Origin of the sequence: Pseudomonas cichorii (genome assembly GCF_019719005.1) — a bacterium.
GTDB lineage: Bacteria > Pseudomonadota > Gammaproteobacteria > Pseudomonadales > Pseudomonadaceae > Aquipseudomonas > Aquipseudomonas cichorii_E.
The window spans coordinates 89,279-112,061 of record NZ_JAIGPJ010000002.1; the positions used below are offsets into that span (position 1 = coordinate 89,279).

General features: G+C 55.9%; 37 protein-coding genes and 1 tRNA gene. 9 read left to right on the top strand and 29 right to left on the bottom strand.

Annotated elements, in window-relative coordinates; translation table 11 throughout:
- From ihfA to K5D32_RS02395, 3 genes are all read left to right on the top strand, one after another.
- Positions 1-303 (top strand): integration host factor subunit alpha, encoded by a 303-nt coding sequence (ihfA, locus tag K5D32_RS02385; RefSeq protein WP_002553164.1) that lies wholly within the window; start codon positions 1-3, stop codon positions 301-303.
- Positions 284-640: a MerR family transcriptional regulator gene (locus K5D32_RS02390; RefSeq protein WP_221555551.1), complete on the top strand. Its 357-nt coding sequence runs from the start codon at positions 284-286 to the stop codon at positions 638-640. Before ihfA ends, K5D32_RS02390 begins: the two co-directional genes overlap by 20 nt.
- Positions 641-727: 87 nt before the next feature.
- A tRNA-Pro gene (locus K5D32_RS02395) sits at positions 728-804 on the top strand.
- 79 nt (positions 805-883) lie between these two features.
- Here K5D32_RS02395 and K5D32_RS02400 read toward each other — a convergent pair.
- The 10 genes from K5D32_RS02400 to K5D32_RS02445 form a co-directional block, all read right to left on the bottom strand.
- Positions 884-2,062 (bottom strand): tyrosine-type recombinase/integrase, encoded by a 1,179-nt coding sequence (locus tag K5D32_RS02400; RefSeq protein WP_221599105.1) that lies wholly within the window; start codon positions 2,060-2,062, stop codon positions 884-886.
- A gap of 312 nt (positions 2,063-2,374) precedes the next feature.
- The gene (locus K5D32_RS02405; RefSeq protein WP_221599106.1) at positions 2,375-2,683 is read right to left on the bottom strand and encodes a hypothetical protein; all 309 of its coding nucleotides are present in this window, start codon (positions 2,681-2,683) and stop codon (positions 2,375-2,377) included.
- Between the two features lie 50 nt (positions 2,684-2,733).
- Positions 2,734-2,928 carry a hypothetical protein gene (locus tag K5D32_RS02410; protein WP_221599107.1) on the bottom strand — a complete coding sequence of 65 codons (195 nt, stop codon included), beginning with the start codon at positions 2,926-2,928 and terminating at the stop codon, positions 2,734-2,736.
- Complete coding sequence (locus K5D32_RS02415) at positions 2,925-3,275, bottom strand: hypothetical protein (protein WP_221599108.1); 351 nt, start codon at positions 3,273-3,275, stop codon at positions 2,925-2,927. The genes K5D32_RS02410 and K5D32_RS02415 overlap by 4 nt, the downstream gene beginning before the upstream one ends.
- Entirely contained in the window at positions 3,272-3,514 is a 243-nt protein-coding gene (locus tag K5D32_RS02420; RefSeq protein WP_221599109.1) for a hypothetical protein, read from the bottom strand. Before K5D32_RS02420 ends, K5D32_RS02415 begins: the two co-directional genes overlap by 4 nt.
- The gene (locus K5D32_RS02425) at positions 3,511-4,317 is read right to left on the bottom strand and encodes a hypothetical protein (RefSeq protein WP_221599110.1); all 807 of its coding nucleotides are present in this window, start codon (positions 4,315-4,317) and stop codon (positions 3,511-3,513) included. Before K5D32_RS02425 ends, K5D32_RS02420 begins: the two co-directional genes overlap by 4 nt.
- 50 nt (positions 4,318-4,367) lie before the next feature.
- Positions 4,368-4,658: a hypothetical protein gene (locus tag K5D32_RS02430; protein ID WP_221599111.1), complete on the bottom strand. Its 291-nt coding sequence runs from the start codon at positions 4,656-4,658 to the stop codon at positions 4,368-4,370.
- Complete coding sequence (locus K5D32_RS02435) at positions 4,655-5,191, bottom strand: Lar family restriction alleviation protein (RefSeq protein ID WP_221599112.1); 537 nt, start codon at positions 5,189-5,191, stop codon at positions 4,655-4,657. Before K5D32_RS02435 ends, K5D32_RS02430 begins: the two co-directional genes overlap by 4 nt.
- Positions 5,184-5,915: a DUF4406 domain-containing protein gene (locus K5D32_RS02440; RefSeq protein ID WP_221599113.1), complete on the bottom strand. Its 732-nt coding sequence runs from the start codon at positions 5,913-5,915 to the stop codon at positions 5,184-5,186. The genes K5D32_RS02435 and K5D32_RS02440 overlap by 8 nt, the downstream gene beginning before the upstream one ends.
- Positions 5,916-5,952: 37 nt before the next feature.
- Positions 5,953-7,695, bottom strand: coding sequence for a DNA cytosine methyltransferase (locus K5D32_RS02445; RefSeq protein WP_221599114.1), 1,743 nt, complete (start codon positions 7,693-7,695; stop codon positions 5,953-5,955).
- Positions 7,696-7,779: 84 nt separating this feature from the next.
- Between K5D32_RS02445 and K5D32_RS02450 the strand changes: the two genes are divergently transcribed.
- Positions 7,780-7,968, top strand: coding sequence for a hypothetical protein (locus tag K5D32_RS02450; RefSeq protein WP_221599115.1), 189 nt, complete (start codon positions 7,780-7,782; stop codon positions 7,966-7,968).
- Here K5D32_RS02450 and K5D32_RS02455 read toward each other — a convergent pair.
- On the bottom strand, positions 7,965-8,336 hold the full coding sequence (locus K5D32_RS02455) for a hypothetical protein (RefSeq protein ID WP_221599116.1): 372 nt from the start codon (positions 8,334-8,336) through the stop codon (positions 7,965-7,967). The two genes, K5D32_RS02450 and K5D32_RS02455, sit on opposite strands and share 4 nt — an antisense overlap.
- A 98-nt stretch (positions 8,337-8,434) precedes the next feature.
- Here K5D32_RS02455 and K5D32_RS02460 point away from each other — a divergent pair, with 98 nt between their 5' ends.
- Positions 8,435-9,358, top strand: a complete 924-nt coding sequence (locus tag K5D32_RS02460) for a hypothetical protein (protein WP_221599117.1) — start codon at positions 8,435-8,437, stop codon at positions 9,356-9,358.
- 116 nt (positions 9,359-9,474) lie between these two features.
- Here K5D32_RS02460 and K5D32_RS02465 read toward each other — a convergent pair whose 3' ends face one another.
- The 3 genes from K5D32_RS02465 to K5D32_RS02475 all read right to left on the bottom strand — a co-directional run bounded on the left by K5D32_RS02465 (position 9,475) and on the right by K5D32_RS02475 (position 11,936).
- Entirely contained in the window at positions 9,475-10,092 is a 618-nt protein-coding gene (locus K5D32_RS02465; protein WP_221599118.1) for a hypothetical protein, read from the bottom strand.
- Between the two features lie 17 nt (positions 10,093-10,109).
- Positions 10,110-11,117 (bottom strand): nucleoid-associated protein YejK, encoded by a 1,008-nt coding sequence (gene yejK / locus K5D32_RS02470; RefSeq protein ID WP_221599119.1) that lies wholly within the window; start codon positions 11,115-11,117, stop codon positions 10,110-10,112.
- A gap of 66 nt (positions 11,118-11,183) precedes the next feature.
- Positions 11,184-11,936, bottom strand: coding sequence for a GIY-YIG nuclease family protein (locus K5D32_RS02475; RefSeq protein WP_221599120.1), 753 nt, complete (start codon positions 11,934-11,936; stop codon positions 11,184-11,186).
- 109 nt (positions 11,937-12,045) lie between these two features.
- Here K5D32_RS02475 and K5D32_RS02480 point away from each other — a divergent pair, with 109 nt between their 5' ends.
- On the top strand, positions 12,046-12,894 hold the full coding sequence (locus K5D32_RS02480) for a putative phage abortive infection protein (protein ID WP_221599121.1): 849 nt from the start codon (positions 12,046-12,048) through the stop codon (positions 12,892-12,894).
- A gap of 35 nt (positions 12,895-12,929) precedes the next feature.
- Here the strand turns inward: K5D32_RS02480 and K5D32_RS02485 are convergent, their stop codons facing one another.
- The 13 genes from K5D32_RS02485 to K5D32_RS02545 form a co-directional block, all read right to left on the bottom strand.
- A complete protein-coding gene (locus K5D32_RS02485) occupies positions 12,930-13,241 on the bottom strand; it encodes a hypothetical protein (RefSeq protein ID WP_221599122.1) in 312 nt (103 codons plus the stop codon).
- 81 nt (positions 13,242-13,322) lie between these two features.
- Positions 13,323-13,784 (bottom strand): hypothetical protein, encoded by a 462-nt coding sequence (locus tag K5D32_RS02490; RefSeq protein ID WP_221599123.1) that lies wholly within the window; start codon positions 13,782-13,784, stop codon positions 13,323-13,325.
- Complete coding sequence (locus tag K5D32_RS02495; protein WP_221599124.1) at positions 13,781-14,023, bottom strand: hypothetical protein; 243 nt, start codon at positions 14,021-14,023, stop codon at positions 13,781-13,783. Before K5D32_RS02495 ends, K5D32_RS02490 begins: the two co-directional genes overlap by 4 nt.
- On the bottom strand, positions 14,023-14,688 hold the full coding sequence (locus tag K5D32_RS02500; RefSeq protein WP_201019127.1) for a lambda exonuclease family protein: 666 nt from the start codon (positions 14,686-14,688) through the stop codon (positions 14,023-14,025). Before K5D32_RS02500 ends, K5D32_RS02495 begins: the two co-directional genes overlap by 1 nt.
- On the bottom strand, positions 14,685-15,677 hold the full coding sequence (locus K5D32_RS02505; protein ID WP_221599125.1) for a RecT family recombinase: 993 nt from the start codon (positions 15,675-15,677) through the stop codon (positions 14,685-14,687). The genes K5D32_RS02500 and K5D32_RS02505 overlap by 4 nt, the downstream gene beginning before the upstream one ends.
- A gap of 52 nt (positions 15,678-15,729) precedes the next feature.
- A complete protein-coding gene (locus tag K5D32_RS02510) occupies positions 15,730-16,890 on the bottom strand; it encodes a hypothetical protein (protein ID WP_260407128.1) in 1,161 nt (386 codons plus the stop codon).
- A gap of 349 nt (positions 16,891-17,239) precedes the next feature.
- On the bottom strand, positions 17,240-17,524 hold the full coding sequence (locus tag K5D32_RS02515) for a hypothetical protein (protein ID WP_221599126.1): 285 nt from the start codon (positions 17,522-17,524) through the stop codon (positions 17,240-17,242).
- On the bottom strand, positions 17,521-17,730 hold the full coding sequence (locus tag K5D32_RS02520) for a hypothetical protein (RefSeq protein ID WP_221599127.1): 210 nt from the start codon (positions 17,728-17,730) through the stop codon (positions 17,521-17,523). The genes K5D32_RS02515 and K5D32_RS02520 overlap by 4 nt, the downstream gene beginning before the upstream one ends.
- A 15-nt stretch (positions 17,731-17,745) precedes the next feature.
- The gene (locus K5D32_RS02525) at positions 17,746-17,997 is read right to left on the bottom strand and encodes a hypothetical protein (RefSeq protein ID WP_221599128.1); all 252 of its coding nucleotides are present in this window, start codon (positions 17,995-17,997) and stop codon (positions 17,746-17,748) included.
- A gap of 872 nt (positions 17,998-18,869) precedes the next feature.
- A complete protein-coding gene (locus K5D32_RS02530; RefSeq protein WP_221599129.1) occupies positions 18,870-19,124 on the bottom strand; it encodes a hypothetical protein in 255 nt (84 codons plus the stop codon).
- 562 nt (positions 19,125-19,686) lie between these two features.
- Positions 19,687-19,917, bottom strand: coding sequence for a hypothetical protein (locus tag K5D32_RS02535; protein WP_221599130.1), 231 nt, complete (start codon positions 19,915-19,917; stop codon positions 19,687-19,689).
- A 107-nt stretch (positions 19,918-20,024) separates the two neighbouring features.
- Positions 20,025-20,330 carry a hypothetical protein gene (locus K5D32_RS02540; protein WP_221599131.1) on the bottom strand — a complete coding sequence of 102 codons (306 nt, stop codon included), beginning with the start codon at positions 20,328-20,330 and terminating at the stop codon, positions 20,025-20,027.
- Between the two features lie 169 nt (positions 20,331-20,499).
- Positions 20,500-20,661: a hypothetical protein gene (locus tag K5D32_RS02545; RefSeq protein WP_221599132.1), complete on the bottom strand. Its 162-nt coding sequence runs from the start codon at positions 20,659-20,661 to the stop codon at positions 20,500-20,502.
- Positions 20,662-20,761: 100 nt separating this feature from the next.
- On the opposite strand from K5D32_RS02545, the gene K5D32_RS02550 reads away from it, so the two are divergent.
- On the top strand, positions 20,762-20,953 hold the full coding sequence (locus K5D32_RS02550; protein WP_221599133.1) for a hypothetical protein: 192 nt from the start codon (positions 20,762-20,764) through the stop codon (positions 20,951-20,953).
- 71 nt (positions 20,954-21,024) lie between these two features.
- Here the strand turns inward: K5D32_RS02550 and K5D32_RS02555 are convergent, their stop codons facing one another.
- Together K5D32_RS02555 and K5D32_RS02560 are read right to left on the bottom strand one after the other, a co-directional pair.
- Positions 21,025-21,357 carry a hypothetical protein gene (locus tag K5D32_RS02555; RefSeq protein ID WP_221599134.1) on the bottom strand — a complete coding sequence of 111 codons (333 nt, stop codon included), beginning with the start codon at positions 21,355-21,357 and terminating at the stop codon, positions 21,025-21,027.
- A gap of 28 nt (positions 21,358-21,385) precedes the next feature.
- Positions 21,386-22,123: a LexA family transcriptional regulator gene (locus K5D32_RS02560; RefSeq protein ID WP_221599135.1), complete on the bottom strand. Its 738-nt coding sequence runs from the start codon at positions 22,121-22,123 to the stop codon at positions 21,386-21,388.
- A gap of 40 nt (positions 22,124-22,163) precedes the next feature.
- Between K5D32_RS02560 and K5D32_RS02565 the strand changes: the two genes are divergently transcribed.
- Entirely contained in the window at positions 22,164-22,388 is a 225-nt protein-coding gene (locus tag K5D32_RS02565) for a helix-turn-helix transcriptional regulator (RefSeq protein ID WP_221599136.1), read from the top strand.
- A 29-nt stretch (positions 22,389-22,417) separates the two neighbouring features.
- Entirely contained in the window at positions 22,418-22,606 is a 189-nt protein-coding gene (locus K5D32_RS02570) for a hypothetical protein (RefSeq protein WP_221599137.1), read from the top strand.
- Positions 22,607-22,783: the final 177 nt, after the last annotated feature.

Below are 22,783 nucleotides of genomic sequence, written 5' to 3' on the forward strand. Positions count from 1 at the left end.
ATGGGGGCTCTGACGAAAGCTGAGATGGCCGAACGTCTGTACGAAGAGCTGGGCCTGAATAAACGAGAAGCCAAGGAATTGGTTGAGCTGTTCTTTGAGGAAATCAGGCACGCTCTGGAAGACAACGAGCAGGTGAAATTGTCAGGATTCGGCAATTTCGATCTGCGCGACAAACGCCAGCGGCCTGGTAGAAATCCAAAGACCGGCGAGGAGATTCCGATCACTGCTCGCCGTGTGGTCACCTTTCGTCCAGGGCAGAAGTTGAAGGCCCGAGTTGAGGCTTATGCTGGAACCAAGTCATAACGACGAGCTACCGCCTATCCCGGGCAAACGCTACTTCACCATTGGTGAAGTCAGCGAGCTCTGCGCGGTAAAACCGCACGTTCTGCGCTATTGGGAGCAGGAGTTTCCTCAACTCAACCCCGTCAAGCGACGCGGAAACCGTCGGTATTATCAGCGACTGGACGTGCTGATGATCCGTCAGATCCGCGCTCTGCTCTACGACCAGGGCTTCACCATCGGTGGAGCCCGGTTGCGTCTTTCAAGTGGCGAAGCGAAGGACGATACCAAGCCTGACAAGCAGATGATCCGGCAGATGATTGCCGAACTGGAAGATGTACTGGTCATTCTCCGTGCATGACGAATGAGCAAGATACTTCCATAATTCAAAAGCTTAGGGTATATTCCTCATCGCTTTCGCAAGTTGCGAAACAGTTTCACGCCTAGTCGGGGCGTAGCGCAGTCCGGTAGCGCACTAGCATGGGGTGCTAGGGGTCGAGTGTTCGAATCACTCCGTCCCGACCATATTTTTCAATGACTTAGGCCAATGTTCACAGCATTGGCCTTTTTCATGTGCGTGACTTTTGCGTGACTCGTCGATTTTTCACGCCTGCTTCCTCTTCAATATCGTCAGAACCGGTCCGCGTGAGTCGGTTGCTGATACCATGTTCGCAGCTTCAATCAGATGTCCGAGCTCAGCGCCCGAGTAATGACTGGTAATGCTGCCGTTCTTGTGCCCGAGCAAAGCCTTGCGGTCTTCCTCTGTGACGTTTGCCGCTCGAAGGCGACGGCCAAACGTGTGTTTCAAGTCGTGAATCCTGATCGACAGATAGCCAGGGTGGGCGGGGCGAAGATATTCCTCCTGCCAGAGTTTCGCCGCGCGCACCCGCGCTTTCTTCCAGGCCGAGTCGTTCATCCGGTGCAGGGCCGTCCCGTTGTAAGGGAAAACCCATTCCTTGCTGACGCCACGCTGCTTGTCGATGATCGATTTCGCAACGGTATTCAGCACCACAAGTCTGTCATCGCCATTTTTCACGCCAGAGTTTTCATGTCGCCCGCCGAAGTCGGCAGGAATCAGGAAAACGCTGGCACCAAGTTCCGGCACCGAAATCTCCCAATCCCACCTCAATTTGCAGACCTCCTGCTCGCGGCAGCCTGTGTTCACCTTGAACAAAGCCATCGTCTGCAGGTGCGCTGGCAACTCCCCGAAAAGAATCGATTGTTCCTCCCACGACATAGGATATGGCTTTCGACTCGACCGCTTCTCTTCCAGCTTCGTTAGCATCGGCACGCTATCCAGCCAAGGCCGTCGCTCATCATCGCGCCACTTTCTTGCGCACAAAGATAAAACCCGGATCACCCTCTCAATTGAGATGTTAACCGTTCGGTTGCTAACCCCCTTTTGAATCTTTCCGTTCGGAAGTCGCTTGGTAGCCTGGCGATCCTTGATGAAAGGCTCCAGCGCCTGGTCATCAATATGCGTCAGTGGCATGTCACCTATGAACGGATCAAGCTGAGACAGATGGTGCGCGGACAGCTTGAAAGATGGCTGGTCCTTGATTTCAACCAGGAACCTCATTGCCGCATCGCGCCAAGTCCTAACCTGGCGCACGCCATATACCTTCTGCTGCCGGATCTGCTCAAGCCTGTGAATCAGGTAGCGCTCTGCCTCCTGTCTGACAGCTGTTCCAGTAGATTCGTAAAGTCTTTCGCCGTTGATTTTTTTGTCGATATGCCAGAGGCCGCCCCTCTGGGAGAGACCTGTGATCGTTTTTCGCGCCATTGTTTTGCTCCATTCTGGCGCTCGCTGCGGGACAATTGTTGCGCCCTTGCGCCCTTTTTATCAATTGCCTTGGCAGCAACGTATGACGAAGCCCATTCGTCCAGTTCATGCCTGTCAAAGCCAATTCCACGCTCCCCAATGGGAAACTCGTTCACGAAAGGTCTGACAATTTCATTGAAAAGAGGAAGGCTCATACTTAAATATTCTGGTGCTTCGCCTGCGCGCAGAAAGCGAGGCTGCGGTTTTTGTGCGCCCATAGCTGCCTCTGGATTGATTTGGTGATCCGCTCGCGGCGGCATAGATGGGGATGGGTTATGCGGTCGCCTTGTTGACTGCGTCATGCAGGGCGGCGATACCGGCGAACACCGGGCTTGGACGGCGCTCGGCAACTGCAGCATCAATTCGCTCGCTGAGATCGGCGAGAACGGCAATGGCTGCTTCCAGTAGCTCCGGCGCAGCAGCGATCAGCTTTGCGTTGGCCTTGATTTCGTAGCTCGGCCGCATGTTCGATACCACTGCCGCGACGGCTAGTGCGTCGCCCTGGTGCAGGATGTTGTAGTCACGAAAGTGGTCTGGGCCTTTATGGATCCAAGGCCCGGGCGTGTACCTGTGTTTCGTCATGGCAATAGCTCTCCATGCCCGCTGCTGCAGGCTGAGTTGAAAGGGGTGGGTTACTGGTACTGCTTGCGGATGCGCCGGGCGATCTCGCGAAGCTCGAAGTCCATCTCGAACATTTCGTTGTTGTCGGATCGGGAGACGACCCCGGAGCGGGCGACATTGCGACCGCCCAGTATCCAGGCGGCGAGCAGGATTAAAGCGGATTCGAGCTGGCGGCGGAGCCAGCCGGTTTGCGGGATCAGCCTCATGGCATAAGCTCTCGCGGAATGCCGAAGCATTCTCCGAGCCTTGAAGCCACGATTGCCCGGCACGCGGCGATATCGATAGTGGAGCCGCTGCAAACAACGTCACCAACCCGGGCCGCGAACTCCGAGCCGCGAGCGTCGACATCGAAGCGCACCTTATAGGTTACGATTTGCTCGCTGGCCAACAGGCTGTCCGTGGTTGGGCTGAATCGCTGAAACACGCTGCCGCCCAGCGCCACGCGAACCCCTGAAGCAGTCATTCTGGCTTGCTTGCCGCTCACTACCAGAGTGCAGTAGTCGAGCGCATGCCCGGTCAGTTCCCGTGCCCGGACTTCGATCATATCGCTCACATCGAATACCTCTCATCAACGCGCATGTCCTGCGCCTGGGTCTGTTTGGCCTTTGGTTCGGGCTTGAGCTGGCTGTCCGGCACGCAACTGATGCCGACGCCGTTCAGGATGTAGCACGTCACGCCGCGCTGTGAGTCGCGCTCGATTTCGATCACGTTTTCGCGCTGGGCCGGTGCCGAGGTAGGGGCTGCGCTGGCGCTGGTGGCCAGCAGCATCAAACAGAGGGCGATACGGGTCATGCTGTGAGCTCCAACTGAGATTGAGATTGCAGTTCGGTTTTGGCGTCGGCCTCAGCGGCAACGATGGCGTATGCCTCAGGATGCTGCTTATCGAATGGCGGCATGTGCTCAGTCTCTATCCAGGTACCACGCACTTCGCCCCGGGCCAGCCATCCCGGCTTGTCGCCACTCGGGCGCGTCCAGGCGGTCGGGCTGATGCCCAGTTCCTGGATCTGCTTTGCAGCGATGTACCCCTGCTTGCGCATCAGTGCGATTACCCGCAATGCACCTTCTTTCCATGGGGTAAGGCTGATGGGTGATGGAACCCCAGCTTGATGAGTTCCCACTGCGAGCGGCACTCGGCACCGTTCAGCCGGATTCCAATCAAACAGGTGCAAGTATTCATCGTTGGCGAAGAATGCCCACCCACTGCGACTCTCTTCGCACCGCAGCTCAAAGCCCCAGCTCCAATGATCTTTGTCGTGACGCATCCAGCGCGGCAGGAGAACTTGCACGCCCAACAGGCTCAGCATTCTGGCAATGCCGTAACTGGCATCGCTGCTTTTCCCTGCGATCACGATGCGGTGGTCAGGCCCTGGCTTGCCGTAGAAGGTCTCGTAATCCCTCGGCAGGATCTGATCTGCCACCTTGGCGTTAAGGGTCATCTTTGCCTCGACGCCGACCTGCCGGCCGTTTTCGTGGACTGCGAGAATGTCGAAGCCCGCTGCTTCGGGATAGCAGGTCCAGCCAGCCAGCTTGTTCATCGACTGGATGAATGCCGCGCACAGTTCGGCCTCCGTCTTGATCGGTGTACGTTCGGTCATGGGGAATCCTTGCCGCCAAATCGCGGCAGCATCAATAGAGGGGAGAGGGGTTACTTCAGCTCTGCATCAATCGCAGCGTCAGCTTCGTCGCCGGTCTTGATTGCGCTGTCTTCGGATTCGGCGGAGAAACTGACGATCCTAAGATCGCCGCAGGCATCACGCAGATGCCGGTACCGGGCAGCCTCCAGCTTTTCCTGTTGGGCGCTGCGCTGCTCGGCCGACTGCTCGATGGCGCGGGTAACGCAGGCTTCAAGCTCAGTCCATGTTCCAGGCGTCAAAGCCAGCGACTCGCGAAGCTGGTCGACGACCCACATGGGGAGAGTGACCGGAGGGAGGCTCATGACTTCGCCTCTGCCTGCTGCGCGCAGATCTGGGCAATCCATTTCGACAGCGCATAGGCGAAGTCACTTGCGAGGTCGGCATGGATGTAAGCATCGAAGTCGCTTCGCCCGATGCAGACCTTGAACAGATTTTTCAGGAAGCGCTCCGGCCCGTCAGGGGTCTCAAGGTCGAACCTTGAAATATTCGGCATCCTCGCTACCTGCACAGGCTCGGCGGGATAAACGATACGGCACTCGTACTGCTCTGGGTCAAGACAGCACGCCTCATACCGAAGGCGCTCAACATCCCTCCAGCCGTTCACGCCATCGCTGATTTGGTATAAAGGCTCCCGCTCGCTCTGCACAGGCGCAGCGAGGGCGGCGCGTGAGTTCCACTTATCGATATGACTCTGCCTGTCAATGCGGAAATCCCAGCTCACAGGGCCGAGCACAGCGCAGCGGTGCATGAAATTATAAGCCTCTTCTCGGAAATGCTTAGTGATGATCGGAATCTCCCCGCAAAACGGGCACGGTTTCAGTTCGTGATTACCCATGCTCTTTACCCTCGCCCAGTACTGCGTCGATGTGCTCCAGCTCGCCTTCGGTCAGTACAGGCGAAAGGCCGCGAGCGCTGTAAATGCGCAATAGCCTCTCAAGCTCGGCGCTCCGGCCGTCGGCCAGAGTTCGACGGTTGACTGAGCGGTCGTACTCACCTTTCGCTACGCCAAGCTCATTTTTGAGCCTCTCGACCTCGCCCTTGAGGTCTTTGACTTCATCGCTCAGTTCGTGAATACGGGCGGCATGATCACGGCGTAACTGTCGTTCGGATTGCAGATCGGCCTGGAGTCGGTATGTGCTGTGGAAGGTCACGTAAAGGCCAAAGCGGTCTTTCTCGACGTGCTGCTCGCCCCAATTGATCGAAAGGCGCTCAAGCTCACCGCCGACGGCTGGCGCTTGGCCTACAGATAGAATTGCTGGCGGAGGAACAAGGTCCTGAGCCTTTACGACAGTCATCTCCAGCCGCTCGCCGATCAGAACTTCAAGCCTCGCGCCTTTCGAGTGCTCCCAGCCGGGCAGCGTCGCGACAGTGTCGCAGCTCATGAGCGCAACGATATCTTTGCGCATGCAGTCGCCCCACGACGCACCTTCAGGGTTCAACTCCGCAGGGTTTGCGACATCAAAACCCAGGCCTCGAAGGCGTGCGGACTCAGCGTTGAATGCCGGGAAGTTAAGGTCTGGCAGGCCTGTCATTGGGCCTGACAAGTAGATTTTTGACATGAGGGTTCCTTGCCGGGGCGTGCCCGGCTGAATGGGGTTAGGCGGCAAGTCGCCGATAGAGATCGATGAGGTCTGCTGCGTTGGCCTTTACCAGCTCATAGGCTTCGTATGGTGAAACGCTGTTTCCGATCAGCTTCACTTGGTCGGTGATGTTGATATCCCTCCATTCGCCAATGCCCGTTTCCGGATCAACGAAGAAGCCTCGGTCTATGATGTATTCGTGGCTGAAGCCCTGAGCCTTTTTCAGCTCTGGCGGCTTGAGCATGCGCAGGGTTATGTCGACAAGTACGTAGCCGTCGAGCATCACCAGATCAGCTTTCTCCTTGAAATGCTCCGGCAGGTGCTCATGCATGAATGCTGCGCAACGCTGGGCACCTTCAAGCTGCTCCGAGGTCAGTGTGTTCAACACTCGCTCAACCTCGATTACGGCCACCCGGTCCTTTGTAGGCAGTGTGTGCATGGGTTCACGCAGCGATACTCCATCCTTCTCGTTGCCGTAGTACTTGACCAGGTAGGCGTTCACCAGTCGCTGGTTCGCACCGGACTGGCAGATAGTCGAAAGCGGTGCGTCGGCTGGCCGTCCGTCGCCGTCGTAAAATCCGCCGTTGGCCTGTTCGATGAATGCAGCCGAGACGGCATGGTGCGTAAGATGAGTCAGGTGCCCAGCCACGACGGCGAAATGACCGCCTTTAACCTGTGCTACTTGGGTGCGGAGCGGCTCTTGGATATCGAAGTTTCGCTGTGATGAGCCGTTGGCGCACTCCGTGAGGAATGGTGTGACTACAGGCTGCACTAAGTCGTGATGATTGCCGCCGGCACTGACGGTCGAGAGGGGTTCGTCTACGCCATGAGTGCTCGTGTGCGCTGCCGACGTTCCACGCATTGGCACGATGAATGGCTTGGGGCTGGTCAGGACGTGACGCCAGAGGCCCTTAGCTACTCGGCGCAGAGTATTTTTTGCCATCGGTTTGGCGCGGAAGATCGTGCGCCCCAAATTCGACCAATCGATGCACTCTGCCGATGTGCGCCAGCCTTCCTGCTTGGCCGACGGCTGCTTATGAAGAACGGGGCCGGGCCAGACGATAGGCTTGCCGTCGCGGCGTGCGATCAGATACAGCCGCTTCCTGATCGTTGGCGCGCCGGCGTTGGCCGCCACACGCTCCCGCCAATCGACTGTGTAGCCCAGCCCGCGCACCAAGGCCTCGACCGGCACGAACTCGCCGATTGCAGCCATGATCTCGGGCATATCTGGGTGATTTTCAGCGAGGCCGGAGCTCATGGCCGAGATGAAAGCACGGAAGGTGCGACCTCTCTCTGCCTTGATTGGCTGGCCTTCATCGTCAACCGGTCCCCAGTCGCAGAACTCTTCCACGTTCTCCAGATGCATGAGGCGGGGGCGGGTTGCATGCAGCCAGCGTATAACCACCCAGGCAAGTCCGCGCACCTTGCGATCACGCGGCGCTCCGCCCTTGGCCTTGCTGAAGTGCTTGCAGTCCGGCGATGCCCAGAGCAGCGCAACCGGCAGGCCGCGCGTAGCAACAAGCGGGTCAACCTCAAACACGTCAGCGACATAGTGCTGGGTCTGTGGGTGGTTGGCACGGTGCACGGCGATGGCGATTTCGTTGTGGTTTACCGCTACATCTGGCTCGCGCCACGCCCGGGCGATACCAGAGCTTGCACCGCCTCCACCGGCGAACAAGTCGACGATGAGCTCTTGCTCGAAGGGAAGTGCCAAGGTTTGTGTTTGCTGGCTGGCGAGTTGGCGTTGAAATGCGGTCATGAGTGATCCTCGCCTGTGGCGTGATTCGTTGAAGTGGGCTATTGGTTGAAGTGCGGCGCTATGCCGGGCAACGGAGGCTTACCGATGAGCAGCAGACCTACAAACAAGGAGATAGCAGGCGCTGTAGGTATGACTGAAAACGAAGTGGGGACCTATCTTGTTGATTCGGAGCTGCTTGCCGACGGCACCTGGAGGTTCTATTTCGCAGCGGAAACGCCCAAGCGCTTGCGCGCAAGATTGAAAGACTTCTTCATCTTCGACATGCCGAGCTAAAGCGATTTTTCTCCTATGTCGATAAGGCGAAGCTCAGCAACATCTACTGAATTTTCTCCGTCCGTGATCTTCCAGCAGCTCAGTTCGAGATTGCGAAACGTGCCATGAAAGTTCCGGTACGCGCCGAGAGCGGCCTTCCGGAACGAGTCAGCGGCAACCTTTCCGATACGGATCGGGCTACCCCCCCCCCCCAGCAGATTAAGGTCATAAACCGCAACGCTTTCGATCCGCTTCGCGATGGATCTGATTGTTGAGGGTGCCAGCTTGAACTCTATCGCTACCTCTTTGACATGCTTGAACGTGAGGGCTTCCAGAATTTTCTGGTCGCGCTCACCGTTGCGCATTCCCGCATAGATGATCGATTGCATAAGAACTCCAGGCAGCCTTCGGCATTGCCGGGCTGGCGTGATGAGGGGAAGTGGGGTATGAAGTTGGGCGTGTATCAAACCGTCTCGAAGGAGTGAAAATGTCGGCGGCTAAAGGTGAAGCGAATCGTATAAAACATGCTCTCTATAGCCCCTCCTGGGCATGGGGAGATGGAGATAAATCTGTTTTGAAAAGCACCGCTCAGCGCAAACTGGTATCTGAGTACGAGCCAGATTATCGCGGAAAGATATTCTGCCCAGAGTGCTGCTGCCCTTTATATAGATCTCCAGATCGCGACGACGCTAACAAGCGCGGAAGGAGCGCATTTTATGGTCATCGAAAAAATATAAAGACAGATTGCGGTTTGAGAACCAAGCCCGCTCAAGGCAAACGATACGACACAGAGGAAGATGCGAAGCAAGCAATCTTGAATGGCGACATGGTAATTATTGAAGGTTTCATGCAGGAACGGCCAGTAGCGCCCTCTAAGAATCCCGATGTTTACAACGAAACTCCCGTAGAAGATATTAATGGCGAGCCAGCAGACGTTCCGATCAGCAGGCATCGTGGCGAGAGCTTCAACTTGCCGAGCAAGATATCTACGGTTGCAGGGCTTTGCAGAAAATTCGATGAAAATTACTACAAATACTACTTTCTACCTAACAGCCAGCATGCTGTCCAATTAATGGACCTGCTTGTGGGTATCCACCCCGAGCTAAAGAAAGGCTCGGGTCCAATGCTCTTGTACGGAAAAGTAGTCGGAGTTACTGATTTTGGGAGGGGCGGCCCAAACAATGCCAGGTTTGTTTATTTGGAAACTCCGAATAACTGTAGCTTCAAGGACTTTGTACTGAAGTTTACTGTTGCAGAAGGCAATGAAAGAGGTCTTGCCCGTGAAAGCGTGGGTCGTATCGTTATTGCCTATGGGTCCGTAAGAGAAAATGGTATCGGACTTGCATTGGCCAGCCTAGGCTGGGGCGAGGTTTCATTGCTCCCCACTAAGTACGAGCACTTGTTGCTATAGGGGGCTAATATTTCCGCTGTTGCATGCGCGTTTCTTGCCCTTCGTATCCGGTGTCATCAACTTCAGGGTCGCTTGATCACTCAGTCTGATGCGATTGATCTCCCGAGCTTAAGTTGCTATGGCCGATTGTCGGCGCCGCAGTTCCGGCAATCGGATATGAACCGACCTTCATCACTGACAAAGCGCCCGCATCCGTGGCAGTTGAACATCATCATGCGCGGGCGCTTGGGCTTTGGTAGATTGACCCCAGTGCCGCTCAGCGCCTCTTTCAGATCGACATCTTGGCGATGAACAACGCGCCGGGCGTGCATCAAGAGGTAATCAACAGGCCAGATCACCAGATCGTCATCACCAATCGCCAGAGCATTTTCCAGTGTCAGGCGGTGCGCTCGCTCAAACCGGTCAGTTTCACCAATCGGCCACCGGGCAAACAGAATGTCGTTGCCATTCCACTTCTTCGGGACCTGAAGCGCGCACAGGCAGCCTTCGACCAGCTTGGGCAGGGCAGCTTCCTCGCTGATGTACTGGTGATCAACGCCAATATGAGCCCGTTGGTCGATGTAATTCTTCGGCCACGGAATGTCCGTATCGCGGTGACTGGCTGCCTGCTCTTGGGTGTACAGCTCGGCCTGGTCAAGATTGGTGGTGTAGCCTTTTCCGTCCTTGGCCCAGAACGACAGGCCGTCGCCGACATAGGCATGGTTGCGGCTGTCCTGCAGGTAAAACAGGTCCATGGCGTTTCTCCTCTCTATCAGACCGTTGCGCGCTTTAGCTGATCAATGAGCGAGGTCGGAAGGCCTCGCAGAGTCAGCGTGCTTCCGGCTTTGTCGAACTCGATCTTGTCACCCAGCAGGTGCGCCTCGAAGCTGATCGACAGGCCCTCTGCGCGACCTGTGAAGCGCCGGAACTGGTTCAGGGTGCGTTTGTCGGCGGGGATCTCCGGCGACAGGCCGTAATCCTTGTTGCGGATGTGATCGTAGAACGCACGCGGGCGGTCTTCGTCGATAAGCTCGGACAACTCTTCCAGGCCAATCGGCTCGCCCAGCTTGGCCTGACTGCTGGCGTAATCCACCAGAGCCTTGGTTTTCTCCCGGGCCGACTCTTCCGGCAGGTCTTCGCTTTCCACGAAGTCGCTGAAGGCCTTGAGCAGGGTGCGGGTTTCGCCGGGTCCGTCCACACCCTCCTGGCAACCGATGAAGTCGCGGAAATAATCGCTGACCTTGCGACCCTGCTTGCCTTTCAGAAACGAGATGTACTGGCGGGATGCTGGGTTGTTCTTCCATTCGCTGAGGTTGATTCGCGCAGCCAGTCGAATGTGGTCCAGATCCAGGCGCTTGACTGTCATGAGAGCCAGTTCTTCGGTCATGGTCACTGCTTCCGTTTCCTGCACCAAAGCAATGACCAGGTAATCGGTCATGCCTTGCAGGTAGTGGCAGAAGAGGACGTGTCCGCCGGTTGTCAGGTTCGACTCTTCCATCAGCTTGACCAGATGCTCTACAGCGGTAGTGCTGAACTCCAGAAAGTTGATCCCGTCACCCAAGTATTTGCCGAGCCAGCCGCTCAGTGGATAGGCACCTGACTCGGGGTGAAATAATCCCCAGCCCTTACCAGCGGTGGCGTTGTAGCTTTCGTTGAACTGATACATCAGATCATCACGCGCCTGGCTATCGACCTGCTCAGCATTGCCGAGAAATAGAACAGCCGGACTGCCGTCAGGCTTCTTGTCGATCTTGTGAATTACGCTGTGAAGTACGGGCATTTGAATTACCTCAGGTGAGCGCCGCCCTCGCCGGAGGGAGCGTTATCGTTGAATTAGGGATGGTGTTCAGGTGAGGGGATATGCTGGCTGTGCCGGGTTGGCCGTCGCCACTGGACGAACCGTGTTGAATCCGGCGTCTACCGCTGAGAGAGCCTCAATCCAGTGGCCTTCGCGCCGGGTGATGTAGGCCGCCCGATCGGTGCAGCCCTCTGGATAATTGATCACTTCAAGAACACCGAAATCCCAGTCAGTTATTTCAGTGCTTTTAAGCGCTGCGTGAAATTTGCATCCCGTTGGATTGCTCAAGTGCTGCCACCAACGAAGTGTGAACGGTTGAGTGGTTTGCCCTACATAGACCATGCCGGTCGACTTCTGGCGAACCTGGTAGATCACCGGCGGTGACCGGCCTTCGCTGGCGAGTCGGAATTCGGAAAGGTCACGGTGTTTCGCTGCAGCCAGGCAGGCTTCAGTGCAGTAGTCGTGGCTCTTCGTCTCTGTGTACGGGTCGTTGTACTTGTCGATCAGCTTGAACACCGCACCGCATTCCTTGCAGGCCTTATCCTCGAAGCGCGACAGCAGGTAAGTGTCGGTATCCTCAAGCGGCTGGATGTGCAGCAAATAATCGTGCGCGTCGATATCCTTGAGCTTTACAGCCATCGGAAACTTGCGCTCGTACAGACCTTCAACCGCTGTCCGCGCCGCTTTCCTGTCTTCGGCTTCAACTTGGCCGCTGAACACCGGAGGCCAGGTCCATTCCGACGTGCTGTACTCGCTTTTGGCTGGTAGACGCCCTTTTATCTGGTAGTAGAACTTCGCCATGGGTGCCTCCATGCATGCGCCGCCCTCCGTGACAGGATGCGACATAGTGGCTATTTGGTTTGAGTTGGGGTATTACGGAAGATGAAATAAAACCTAACGGGGGTGGGACTTGATCAAAGTACTGATGGTACGAGCTAAAAAGGGGGTTAGTCTGATTCCTTCTCTGAATAAATACTTGGTAGCGTATGCGGTAATTGTGATCACGTTAGTGCTCGCATCATATCCATCAAATTTTTACGCGAAGGGTCTGGGTGGACAAGAACACTGGGGACAATTTGGTGATTATTTTGGAGGTGTTCTGAATCCTATTTTAAGCTTTCTGGCGTTGGTCGCGGTAGTCAGAGGGCTCAGGTTCCAGTCTGAAGAGCTAAAGTCTGCGCGGGCTGAGGCGCAATCTGCTTTGAGTATACAGCAAGAGCAAACTAAGATATTTAAACAGCAAAGTTTTGAGTCAGTGTTTTTTGGGTTATTGCAAATTTACTCTAAAAGCGTGGAAGGTCTAGAAGTAACAGGCCCAGATGGAGGTCGAGTTGTTGGCGTTTCGGTTCTGGCGAACATATCTGAGTCCACTAATGTGGATCAGATAGATTGGGATGCTTTGAGTAGAGGTGCGCCGAGTATTAGGTCCAGTCAAATCAAGCCAACAGTTGAACATCATCTGAATAGCCAGTTTTTACCCAAAGTGGAGGGCGGGCCGGCTAGATGCTTTAAAATTCTTTCTCAGTTGCTATCGCATATTGATACCTTTGACTTGGATAGTCCCAGTCTGAAGCAGAGCTACTTGATGATCACGAAGTCTCTCTTGACCCCAGCAGAGATTGAGTGTGCTGCTCTATATGCAATAAGTAATGAAGGCAGGGGGTTGAGGGTGCTCATGAACTCTTTTAAACTGTTCGATGATATGCCTTATAGAGAAAAATTAGATTATCTGAAAGACAGTGGCATGCTACCTAAATAGCCTAAACGATGTCGGAGCGATTCCGAGGCGGATGGCTACTCATCATCATATATTTGCGCGGCTTTCTTCTGTCCGGCGACGCATATCATTCGCGCCACAGATTCACTAACTATGATTTCGTGGCGCGGATATTTCAGAAACACCGAAAGCTCCTCGTCACTCATCAGATCCATCTTCATGACCGCGATCTGAAGCATTTCGCTGGTCTCCATCTTGTCAGCACGAGCACTGATTCGCCCGATGGCCTGCTCAATGCCTGGTCGAACCCGGTGCCGCAACTCCTTCTCTGCATATTTGGCGCGCTTGGCGGCAGCTTTGGCTGACCTCGCTTTTTGATCCGCAGGCATTACACAACTCCGCATAACCGCTTGGAGGGATTTTGATGTGCAACTGCTTTCGGCGCTGTCGCACTCTGTTGTTGATGCGCTTCATGCTGCGACCTTGACTTGGTTCCAGGCTCCAATTGAAGAGAGCAGGGCAGCGACCTGCCTTTCGCTCACCTCGACTGTGCCAGGCACTGCCAGCCAGCCCATTCCCACCAGGTGGTTCGCGTTGCATTCGGCCTTCACTTCCTCATAGAAGTGCTCGACGACGTCCGACAGCTTTTCCACCCGATGAATGCCGTCAGGCGTGAAGGCCGTCATCTTGATGTAATGGGCACCGTCTTTCTGAACACAGATCCCAGCGATGTGCATCGTCCAGCGGTGCGAGATATCGCAGAGAGCGCTGGCTACCTGCCGCGACGTGATCTGCTTACCGCTCTTCCAGTTGATCATGATCTGCAGGTCACTGGGTTCGATGCTGATAACGGAGGCATGATTGGTGCCCAGCAGAGCGCGAAGACTGCGCTCGATCTGAGCTCTACGGTTACAGGGTTTGCGCTTGCTCATATCGCCTCCGCCATTTGCCGGAGCCGTTGGCGTTCAGCGAGCGACATCGGCCTAGGTTTGCGCTTGAGCACCGTTTCAGGGTCTACCCAGTCCCGTCGCTTGGGCGGGACTGGCTTGCCGGTGAAGCAAGAGCCTTGGGTGATGTTGCCGCCACGACTCTCGTATTCCGCCATGGCCTGGGCGAGGCGGGCCGACTCGACCCGGTTGTGTTGGATGCTGCTGAGTTCGAGGCTGATCATTAAGCTGCTCCCAGTCGATGTGCTTGTGCCCGAGCCTTGTCCGCGACTTCATCAACCATTCGATTTAGCTCAAGGTTGAACTGGACCAGCTCGATAAGCAGGTTGGCGATGTATTTTTCGTCTCGATAAATCGTCTCAACGTACAGCTGACACTCTTCATCCTGACGTGAATCGAATGACAGGAAGTCCCACCACTTCCGCCCCGTAACGAGCATGCAACCTTGGACTTGCGGCATATGCTCCTCGGGCATTCCCTCAAGCCAGGTTTTGACGTGGATGGCCTCGTTGAAAGGGCATTTTGATTCCGTGCCGCCGTCGTCATTGATGAGGCCGTCGGGCGAACAACCGAGCCAGTCATACTTTGGATGCACAATGAATTCGGAAGGCACGACGATGTTGCCTGTCAGCATCTCGTAGGCGTCCTGCGCCTTTTGTTCCTCCGTGTGCCCCCACTTCATAGAAGCGCTGCTGACGAGGTGCTTGGACTTTTTCGCGAGCCTTTCAAAGCAGAGCTCACGCATATAGGACGTACGCGCGCCAAGAGGTTCGCGCTTCCCGTTTTTGTCAGGCTTACCCCACGCCACGACATCCTTGAACCGACTGGCCGTCACGCGGCCAGAGCGATCGGCATGCCATTTTTCGGTACCTTGGAGTTCCGTTCTCACTGCGTCGCTTCCTCGGCCTGAGCCTGGTCATCTTTGGGGCCAGTCATATCGATGAAGTCTCCATCGACAGTCGCTGCCATACTTTTCAGTGCTTCGTGGCACTCCAGACCGATCGCAGCTCGCTGCTTTGGCTTGAGTGCAGCCCACGCGGCTGCATAGGCGTCGATCTCTTGCCGTTTCGCGACAATCAAAAGATCAGCGAACACACCGTCAATTTCTGGTGATGGAGATTTGGGTCCGAATGGCACGCCCGCAGAGGCGGCTGTGTTTGCAGCCTGCTGAGCCGGGGTGATGTCGATTTCGCCTCCGTACGAGTCCTCGAACTCGTCTGGCGTGTAAACGCCGAGGATCACGTCAGGGCAAAACAGACGCGCCCACTTTTTAGTCACCAGGTAGGCAATTTGCTGTTTGGGGTCTTCCGCCCAGAGTGTGGAGTTGCGCGTGCGTACTTGAGAGAGCAATAGCTCCAAGCTGCGCGGCTCGTCTTCGCCCTTGAAGGTCGCCCACACCTTGACCCCAAGACCCTTCTCATCGTCAAAGCTCCAGGCCGGGACGCGGTATTTCTTGGGTTCGCCTGTGTCCTCGTCCTTCTTGGTTTTGCTGATGACCTCACGCATCTTCCCGATGACGTTTTCCCAGGCACCGAACCACTCGAAGTTCAATCGACCTTTGACCGGAGCCTTCGAGGTGATCACCGCGTTGATCAACTGCGCCTCGTAGCTCAATGCTCCGCCGTTTACGATGAACGTCTTCTGCGCAACGGCGAAGGGGTTCATCTGCCACTGCATTGCTTGCAGAACCACCGCCATGCAGTCGGCCTGATTTCCCTTCAAATGCTTGGGGACCGTGGTAGCGCCTTTTGACATCATCAAGGCTAAATCCGTCATCGAGCGCATAGTTCCTGGGTCAAGGATCAGTGCTGCCGCGTTATGCGATGGATCGTGGTAGGTCGCAACGCTGGATTGCGTTGGGGGGTCTGTATCGTTCATTGCGCTCTCCGTGGCCGGCGCGGGGGCGGTCGGCCTTCAGATGGAAAGGGAGTTAGAAGCGGATGGCGCGGAGCCAGGCGCGAGCGGTGTCGAGGTCCACGTCGAAGCCCAGGGCTACTACCTCCACAATGTCCTCAACTGGTGGCGCGGTCGTTGTCACATCGTCGGGCTCGGCGGCGATCGCATGCCCACCGACAGTTGCGACATCGACCTTCTCTGCCACCGGAGCAGGAGGCGCTGCAGTCACTGTTGCCGGCGCTGAAGCTTGCGCACGCAGACGAGCAAGTTCTTCCTGGTCCCGCTGATACTGGGCGTCTCGTTCGCGCTGAATGCGCTGCTGTTCTTCCTGCTGCTCGCGCTGCTGACGTTGCTGCGCCTCCATATCGCGACGCTGCTGGTCCAGCTCATCCTGTTGCTGCTTCAGCCGCTTGCGGTCTTCTTCAGCGCGTTGTCTGCGCAGCTCCTCAGCTTCAGCGTCGGCGATACGTTGCTTCTCGCGCAGTTGGTCGAGTTCCTTCTGTTGGGCCTGCAGCTTGGCTGCGGCCTCTTCGCGCTCAATGGCGGATTTGTGTAGCGTCTCCAGCTGTTCAATGGCGTTATCGCGAGCGATCGTGCCTTCAGCTTCAAACTCGGCATATTCTTCGGGCAGAATCACCGACTCCTTGACGCTTTGCAGGATGGTTGCAACGTCTGTGGCGCTGCGACTTGCGTACGCAGCAGCTACAGAGCTGAACCGGGTAATCTTTGCTCGAATGGCCTCGATGCGTTCAGCCTCAATTCGCTCACGTTCGGCTTTGGCGTCCGCAACACGCTTCTCTTCAGCCTTAATAGCCTCATCGACAGGCGTCTCGATCGCTAAGACTCGCTCCTTAAGTGCTTCGCCGAACTCCTTAACCTGGTTGACGCGAGCCTGGGCGTCCTTGACCTTCTGCTGATAGGGAATCAGCGCCGTCTTGGTGGTATTTGCCAAGGCGTAGCGCACGTCTCGGATATCGACGCGGACTTCCTTTGCGTTCGCCAAACCTTCGCTGGTAGAGCAGTCAACGACCAGCTTTGCGTAGGTGGTCTCCAAGCGAACAATCTGCTCCTCGTGCGGCCTGTATTCGGCGATGTCGGTGATTGCTACCGAAGGTTCCGCCGAGTCCTGCACAAAGGTTCCTTCGTTGATCTTGAGTGATTCTTCTACCTGTGCTTGCTTAGTATTTGCGGGCATGACAATTCCTCGCGCTCCGGGCCGGGGCGCTGCGATTTAATGAGAGTGGGAGTTACTGAGTAAGGTGCGATGCGTAGGCGCTGACCAGCATCCAGACGACTGCGATGAGCAGGACAATTGCCGATCCTCGCCAGTAGGCGATTCGGCGGGCGCGTTGGTGGCGAGTCATGCTCTCACCTCGTAACCGACAGTCCACTCGCCGCATATGCAGGCTCGGCAGCTCCATGCATCTGGGTTTTCTATGAATGATCTGGCAGCGGCCTGCTGAGCCGCCTGCATGGTCGCCCCCTTGAAGAGAAGCAGGATCCGATCACATGGAAGAGCTTCGGTCGCTTCGGCAACCTGTTCATCAATGATCGACGCTACGAGCGGCGTGGTCATGCTGTACCTCCGTTTCTTTTGGCGGGCAGATTTTTTCCATCTTTGCGATTGCAGCGCCGATCCGAATCGCCAAGCCTTTTCGATACGCCGCTTCCTTTTTGTGCCTTGCCTGGATATCGGCTGGCGTGTCGTAGTTATGGCAAAAGTCCTCAGTGGGGCGGACTGGGTTCCCGTGCTGGTCAAAACGCTGTTCTGCCCGACGAACTGACTGCATGCCCTGGTAGCTATCTTGGTAGTGCTCAAGATCACTCATGCGCTTCTCCGGATGGGCTGTATGCCAAACATGTTTTGGTACTGAGCTGTATAGGCTGTATGTTCTGAGTCGCTGATATCGCCTTGGGCGTATGACAGCTCCACGGCCATCTGAAAGGCGGCGGCAGTCATGTTGGGGCAGGGGGCATTGGGATATTCAGCAATTGCGCGCTCAATGAAGCGCTTTGCCGTGGCATGGCGGGACATGATCGCCTCCAGGGCTCAGTCTGTGTACGCGACGTATTTGAATTTGCCGTCGCCGAATTGCAGGAAGCGGCCGCCGAACGTTCCGCGCACTTCGCGCTCAACTTCGGCACTGCTCAGTTGAAGCGGGTAGACGCCTTCCTTGATCATCGAGGAGTTAGTGTGCGGCGCATCGCGCCAACTGACTTTTGTGTTATCGAGTGGCAAGCTTCTAAGGCGATCCCATTCCTCGCGCTGCGCTTTCCAGTAATCCTGCTCTTTCTGGCTCATTGGCCCAGGCTCAGGTGCTGGATCTTCCGGCTCTTCCCAGCCGCAAGCGCCGCAGTAACCGCGCGGCGCGGTGCAGGCACTGCATGGCGCGCTTATGTGGCAACTACAGTTCTCAGCTTCGTGCGATTCGACAAGACCCTTACAGCCATTCCGGCCGCAGGTATCTCCCTCGCAATATCCGAGCTCGCTCATGATGATTTGATCCTCTGGACCGAATCGGCCGGACACCAGCGAGGGCGACCAACCGCCTGCGCGCCGTTAGCGCAGGCCTGGTGCCCGCCGATGCGGTCTAAATTGAAATTGAAGGGAAGGGGGATGCAGGCGCTCGGCGCTTCCCGAGATGCATCTGGACTGACCTTGCGGTCCCGGATTCGCCTGCGCTGCCGGTTACGTCTCCGGCGTCAATGCCAATGACCGACCGTAGGGTCGATTCCCGCTAACGGGGCTGGCGGCACACCAGCGCACTCCGTGACCGATATTCTGTCGTCGGTCAAAGCGCCCAGCGCTGTAGCGGCTGGTCATGCTGTCGCTCAGCGACGATCGGTTACTTATGCATGGCTGCATCCTCCATTGATCGCTCACTGGGAAGGCAGTGGCCACCTATTGAATGGGGTGATGCAGGGGGCCGACTTAACGGCTTGAAATCATCCGCATCGGTGGTGTGATCTAGCCGGCGCTGATCTCCGACTTTTTAGTCTGGTTGCTTTGCAGACTTTTAAACGGCGTCTTTTCAAGAGTTTCCCAAGCAACTGGGGCTGCTGTAGCCGCTATCAACGCATCAGCCTGCGTATTCAGATCACACCCCGATACGGCCTGCGATGTGGAGCAGGGCATCGGGCAGTTAACGACAGGTTGTCGCTGGCGCTGATTGTTCAAAGAGTTCTGATTGATGGGGTGTTCGCTTTGGCGCCCTCGCCGTCCAGGAAGCGAATCAAGAACGGCATCAGCGTCTGAATCGAGCCGTCTGGCATCTCGACAATCGCCACGGTGTAGTTGCCGGGGCCATTCTCGAACTCTTCGTACTCAACGCCCCAGCCATGGAACTTGCCCGCTCCGGCATCCTGCTTTTCATCCATCAGTCGACCCAGAGAGTCGCGAATGGGCTTCATCGTCATTACTGGTCGCATCGTCTTGCCCTCCAGGGCGATGATTCACTTGTACTTTCGATGATCAAATTCCGTTGCCGGGGTTTTGCTTGTCTCGTTCATGCTGTGACTCCTGTGTGATTTCCCAATGCATCCTGTCGCCAAGATGCATCAGTGAAATCTTTCTCTCTCAGGCCCCGGTCGCTCACCCGGTATCGCGCTTCCTGCATCTGTCGAGGCATGCGCGCCGCTTGAATGCCGCTTCTGTCACGGCACACCTGATCGCACTAGAGCCCTGCTGGGATAGTGGCCTGCTATGCCTGCAGGCTTGGCGGTCTTGGTTTTTAAAGAGCGGGGCTTTTGAGGGCCTGAGGCGCTGTGGCGTCTCGATGGGTGAACTATCACGTATTGTGTTTATTTGGTCAACACAAAATGTGATTTATTTTCTGGCACCCACAAAAAAGCCCGCTCAATGGCGGGCCAGGTCAGCTATGCAGGCCGCTAGAGAATCAGCAGGTCAACGCAGAATGCGCAGGTCGATAAAGGAGGGAGGGGCGGATACGAAAAACCCGGCGCGGGGCCGGGTGTTTGACTGGAAAAATAATCAATGTATGAATTTTGCCGCCGTGAAGGCGATAACTGCCAGCGCAATGGCAGTGCTGATAAACCATTTGGTCTGGCTGGTAAAGCCTTCCGCAATTGCAGTTTTGAGATCCGCTATGTCCGTTTTGGTGGCCATGCTTTTCTCAATTCCCTCGAGCTTGCTCTCTACCCGAACAAGCTTTTCGCGGATCTCCAGATTCGATTTTTCGAGTGCAGCTACTCGCGCTTCCATTTTCTCGTCTCCCGGAGGTGGGCCGCCCCCAGTATTACCCGAACCGGCGCCCTTGTCACCTTTGCCCCCGGGTATACCAAATAATGAGGGCCTCCCGTCTCTTGAGCTCATTCACTTTCCTCGGGGTAGATCGAATCGAAAACAGTTCCTCCATTTGTGAGCCGCATGTTTCCGCATTCCTCGCAGTTAATTGCAAACGCAAGAGAAAATGCCCCATCGCGGTTATAGGCCAACAACTTAAGCAGGGCTGGACCATCATCGTCGCCTACATGCCTCCACCTGCGAGATCCACAATTTCCGCAAGCGTTTTTAGTACCTTTTTCATCATAAAAACTATCAAGCTGGCTGAAAGTTATCGACTTCATTCGGCTTAGGACTATGCTTTCGCCTTCGCTCTCATTTTCTTCGGACATCGCTAAACCCTTAATGTTTACTGAGTTTTATGGGGTGCGCGCACCTGTATTGCTGGCTAGCGGCAAGGTAAATCAGCTTGAATAAATAGAATGCCTTGCCTCCTTACTGCTCCATGATTGCCTTGTGCCGCTTCTGGTATCCGTCATACGGCAGGTTCTGCTGCATGAGCTATGGCTTCCAGTGCGGCCCGCGCTTGAGCTTGGCCACGAACTCTGAAAGGCGATGGTTACGGTCGGCGTACCCGCCGAAATCCCCCGGTGCGAACTGCCAGGCGCTACCACCCCAGATCACATCACTGTTCGTTGGCTTCTCGGGGTGTGAAACGACCATCAGGTCACATATCGTCGTATCTTGGTGCACCATAGCCACGACGCAAGGCGTCTGGCCGATCCAGATCCAGTCTCCAACCTTTACAGCAGGACGCTCAGCCATGTGCGATCTCACTCCTAAAGAGCGAGTTTTCAAGTCGCTCGAATACATCGAAAAAATTCTGGACTCTGGCGAGAGCCTGGACGCCAGGCGCTACGAGATCACCAGAAACATCAAGAACGCTTTGTCATGGGAAGGCAAACTGGTCGACCTGCCTTCAGCCATTGAGCCCCCATGTGTTGGTCAAGGCTGACCTCAAGTCTTTCGCGCATTTCAGATCACTGAGGCCTGCCTAAAAATCCCCGCCACGCCAGATGACCTGGCTCACCTGCACGCTGCTTCAGCAACGTAAAAAGTAATCGAACCCTGAACGATTGGCCCCATATTAGCGTCCGGCTTGGACGCTCTCATTGCATCCAGCGTATCGCCATCGCCCAGATATTTTGCTGTGTGGGCAGGGCAGTTGACCAATCGTTGCGAGTAGCTGGTGCCGCTTGGCCCGACTCGCTTAGTGATGATCTTGCGCTCATTGCCCTTGGTGTCGCGCTCCAGGACGAAATAGCTGGCCTTCGTGTCTGATGGCACATTCAGCGGGGCTTCAGCGGCAATCACAGGCATGACTACCGTTGCTAAAGTTGCGAACATTCTGACTTTCATGATCCATTCCTTGGTAGCTGTCTTTCCGTCACGCAAACTTCGTCAACGACCTGACTACAACGCCGATAATCCGGCAGTCTTCGCCGCACTGGATGGTTGGATACGCCGGGTTCAACGGCTTCAGATACTTTACGCCGCCGTCCTCTACCAACTTCTTGAATGTCGCCTTATCGCTGTCGGCGAGCTTTGCAATTACAAGCTTTCCAGGGCGCACCTCGGCCTCGGTGTCCACCAATATCTGTGAGCCTTCAGGAATTGAGGGGGCGGTCGGGGACGTCATAGAGTCGCCTTTTACCTCCAGCCAAAAAGCCGGGCCTTTAGCTTTGTAGTCGGAAACGTCATACCGATCCGAAAAGCCATCCGGGAAAGGCTGAACCGCTTCCGACCAATTGCCAGCGGTGACCCAGCTCACGATTGGATAGCGATACATGCGCTCAGGCTGAGGAATCTCGGCCACGTTGGAAGGTTCACGCCAGCCCCCTTGAGCATCAAAAAAGCTATCGCCAAGTAGCAGCACGCCATATGGAACGCCCAGAGCTTTTGCCATCAACTCAATATCGCCAAGCGTGGGTTCTCTAGCCCCGGATTCGTAGTTGCCTATCCGAGATTGAGACTCCCACCCGCATAGCTTTGCGAAGGCTGCCTGGGATTTTCCTGCGGCCAAGCGAAGACGCTGAAGCCTTTGTCCTAGAGATTCATTCATGCAGGGGATTTTAATCACGCTATGAAATACCCATCTCTCACTTTTTGTGTTTGCCTTTAACACGATGCGTGTTTATCCTTCGTGCAATTGAGGAGGAACCGAAATGAACCAAGTCCGAACGATCCGAGAGAAGGCCGGGATAACCCAGGCGGCGCTACGTCGGGCGCTCGACTGGAATCAATCTCGCCTCGCCAACTACGAGTCCGGCCTACGCAGCCCCGGCCTGAGCGAGGCCCGGCTGATTGTCGTAGCCCTTAACTCTCTTGGCGCGAAGTGCGTGCTTGACGATGTATTTCCGCCTGAAAAACAACCTTTAACTGCCGCTTAACCAACTTCATCAGCCACAAGGAGCAAGCAATGCACTTTCACCCGAGCCACATGCATGACAGACCTACAAAGGTCCGCTTGGATGAAGCCGCCGACGACCTTCTCACTGCCATGGCCCGTTTCCAGCGCACGCAGAAAGCCGTCCTTGCTCGTGAAATCCTCGAGCGCGGCCTGAACCAGATGATGGAAGAGCTTAACGCGAAGACTGACGTCGCCTGAAGTGGCCGAGGAGGCCCTGTGCCTGAAAAGAAAGAGCTGGAAATCCAGTTGGACGGGAGGGGTGCCAGCGATCTGCAGATTCTTGCAGAGCGCAAAGGGATAACACCTGAACAACTGGCAGCGCAGATCATCGATGCCGCGCTAGACCGAATGACAAGGCCGCCTCCCAGCAGGAGC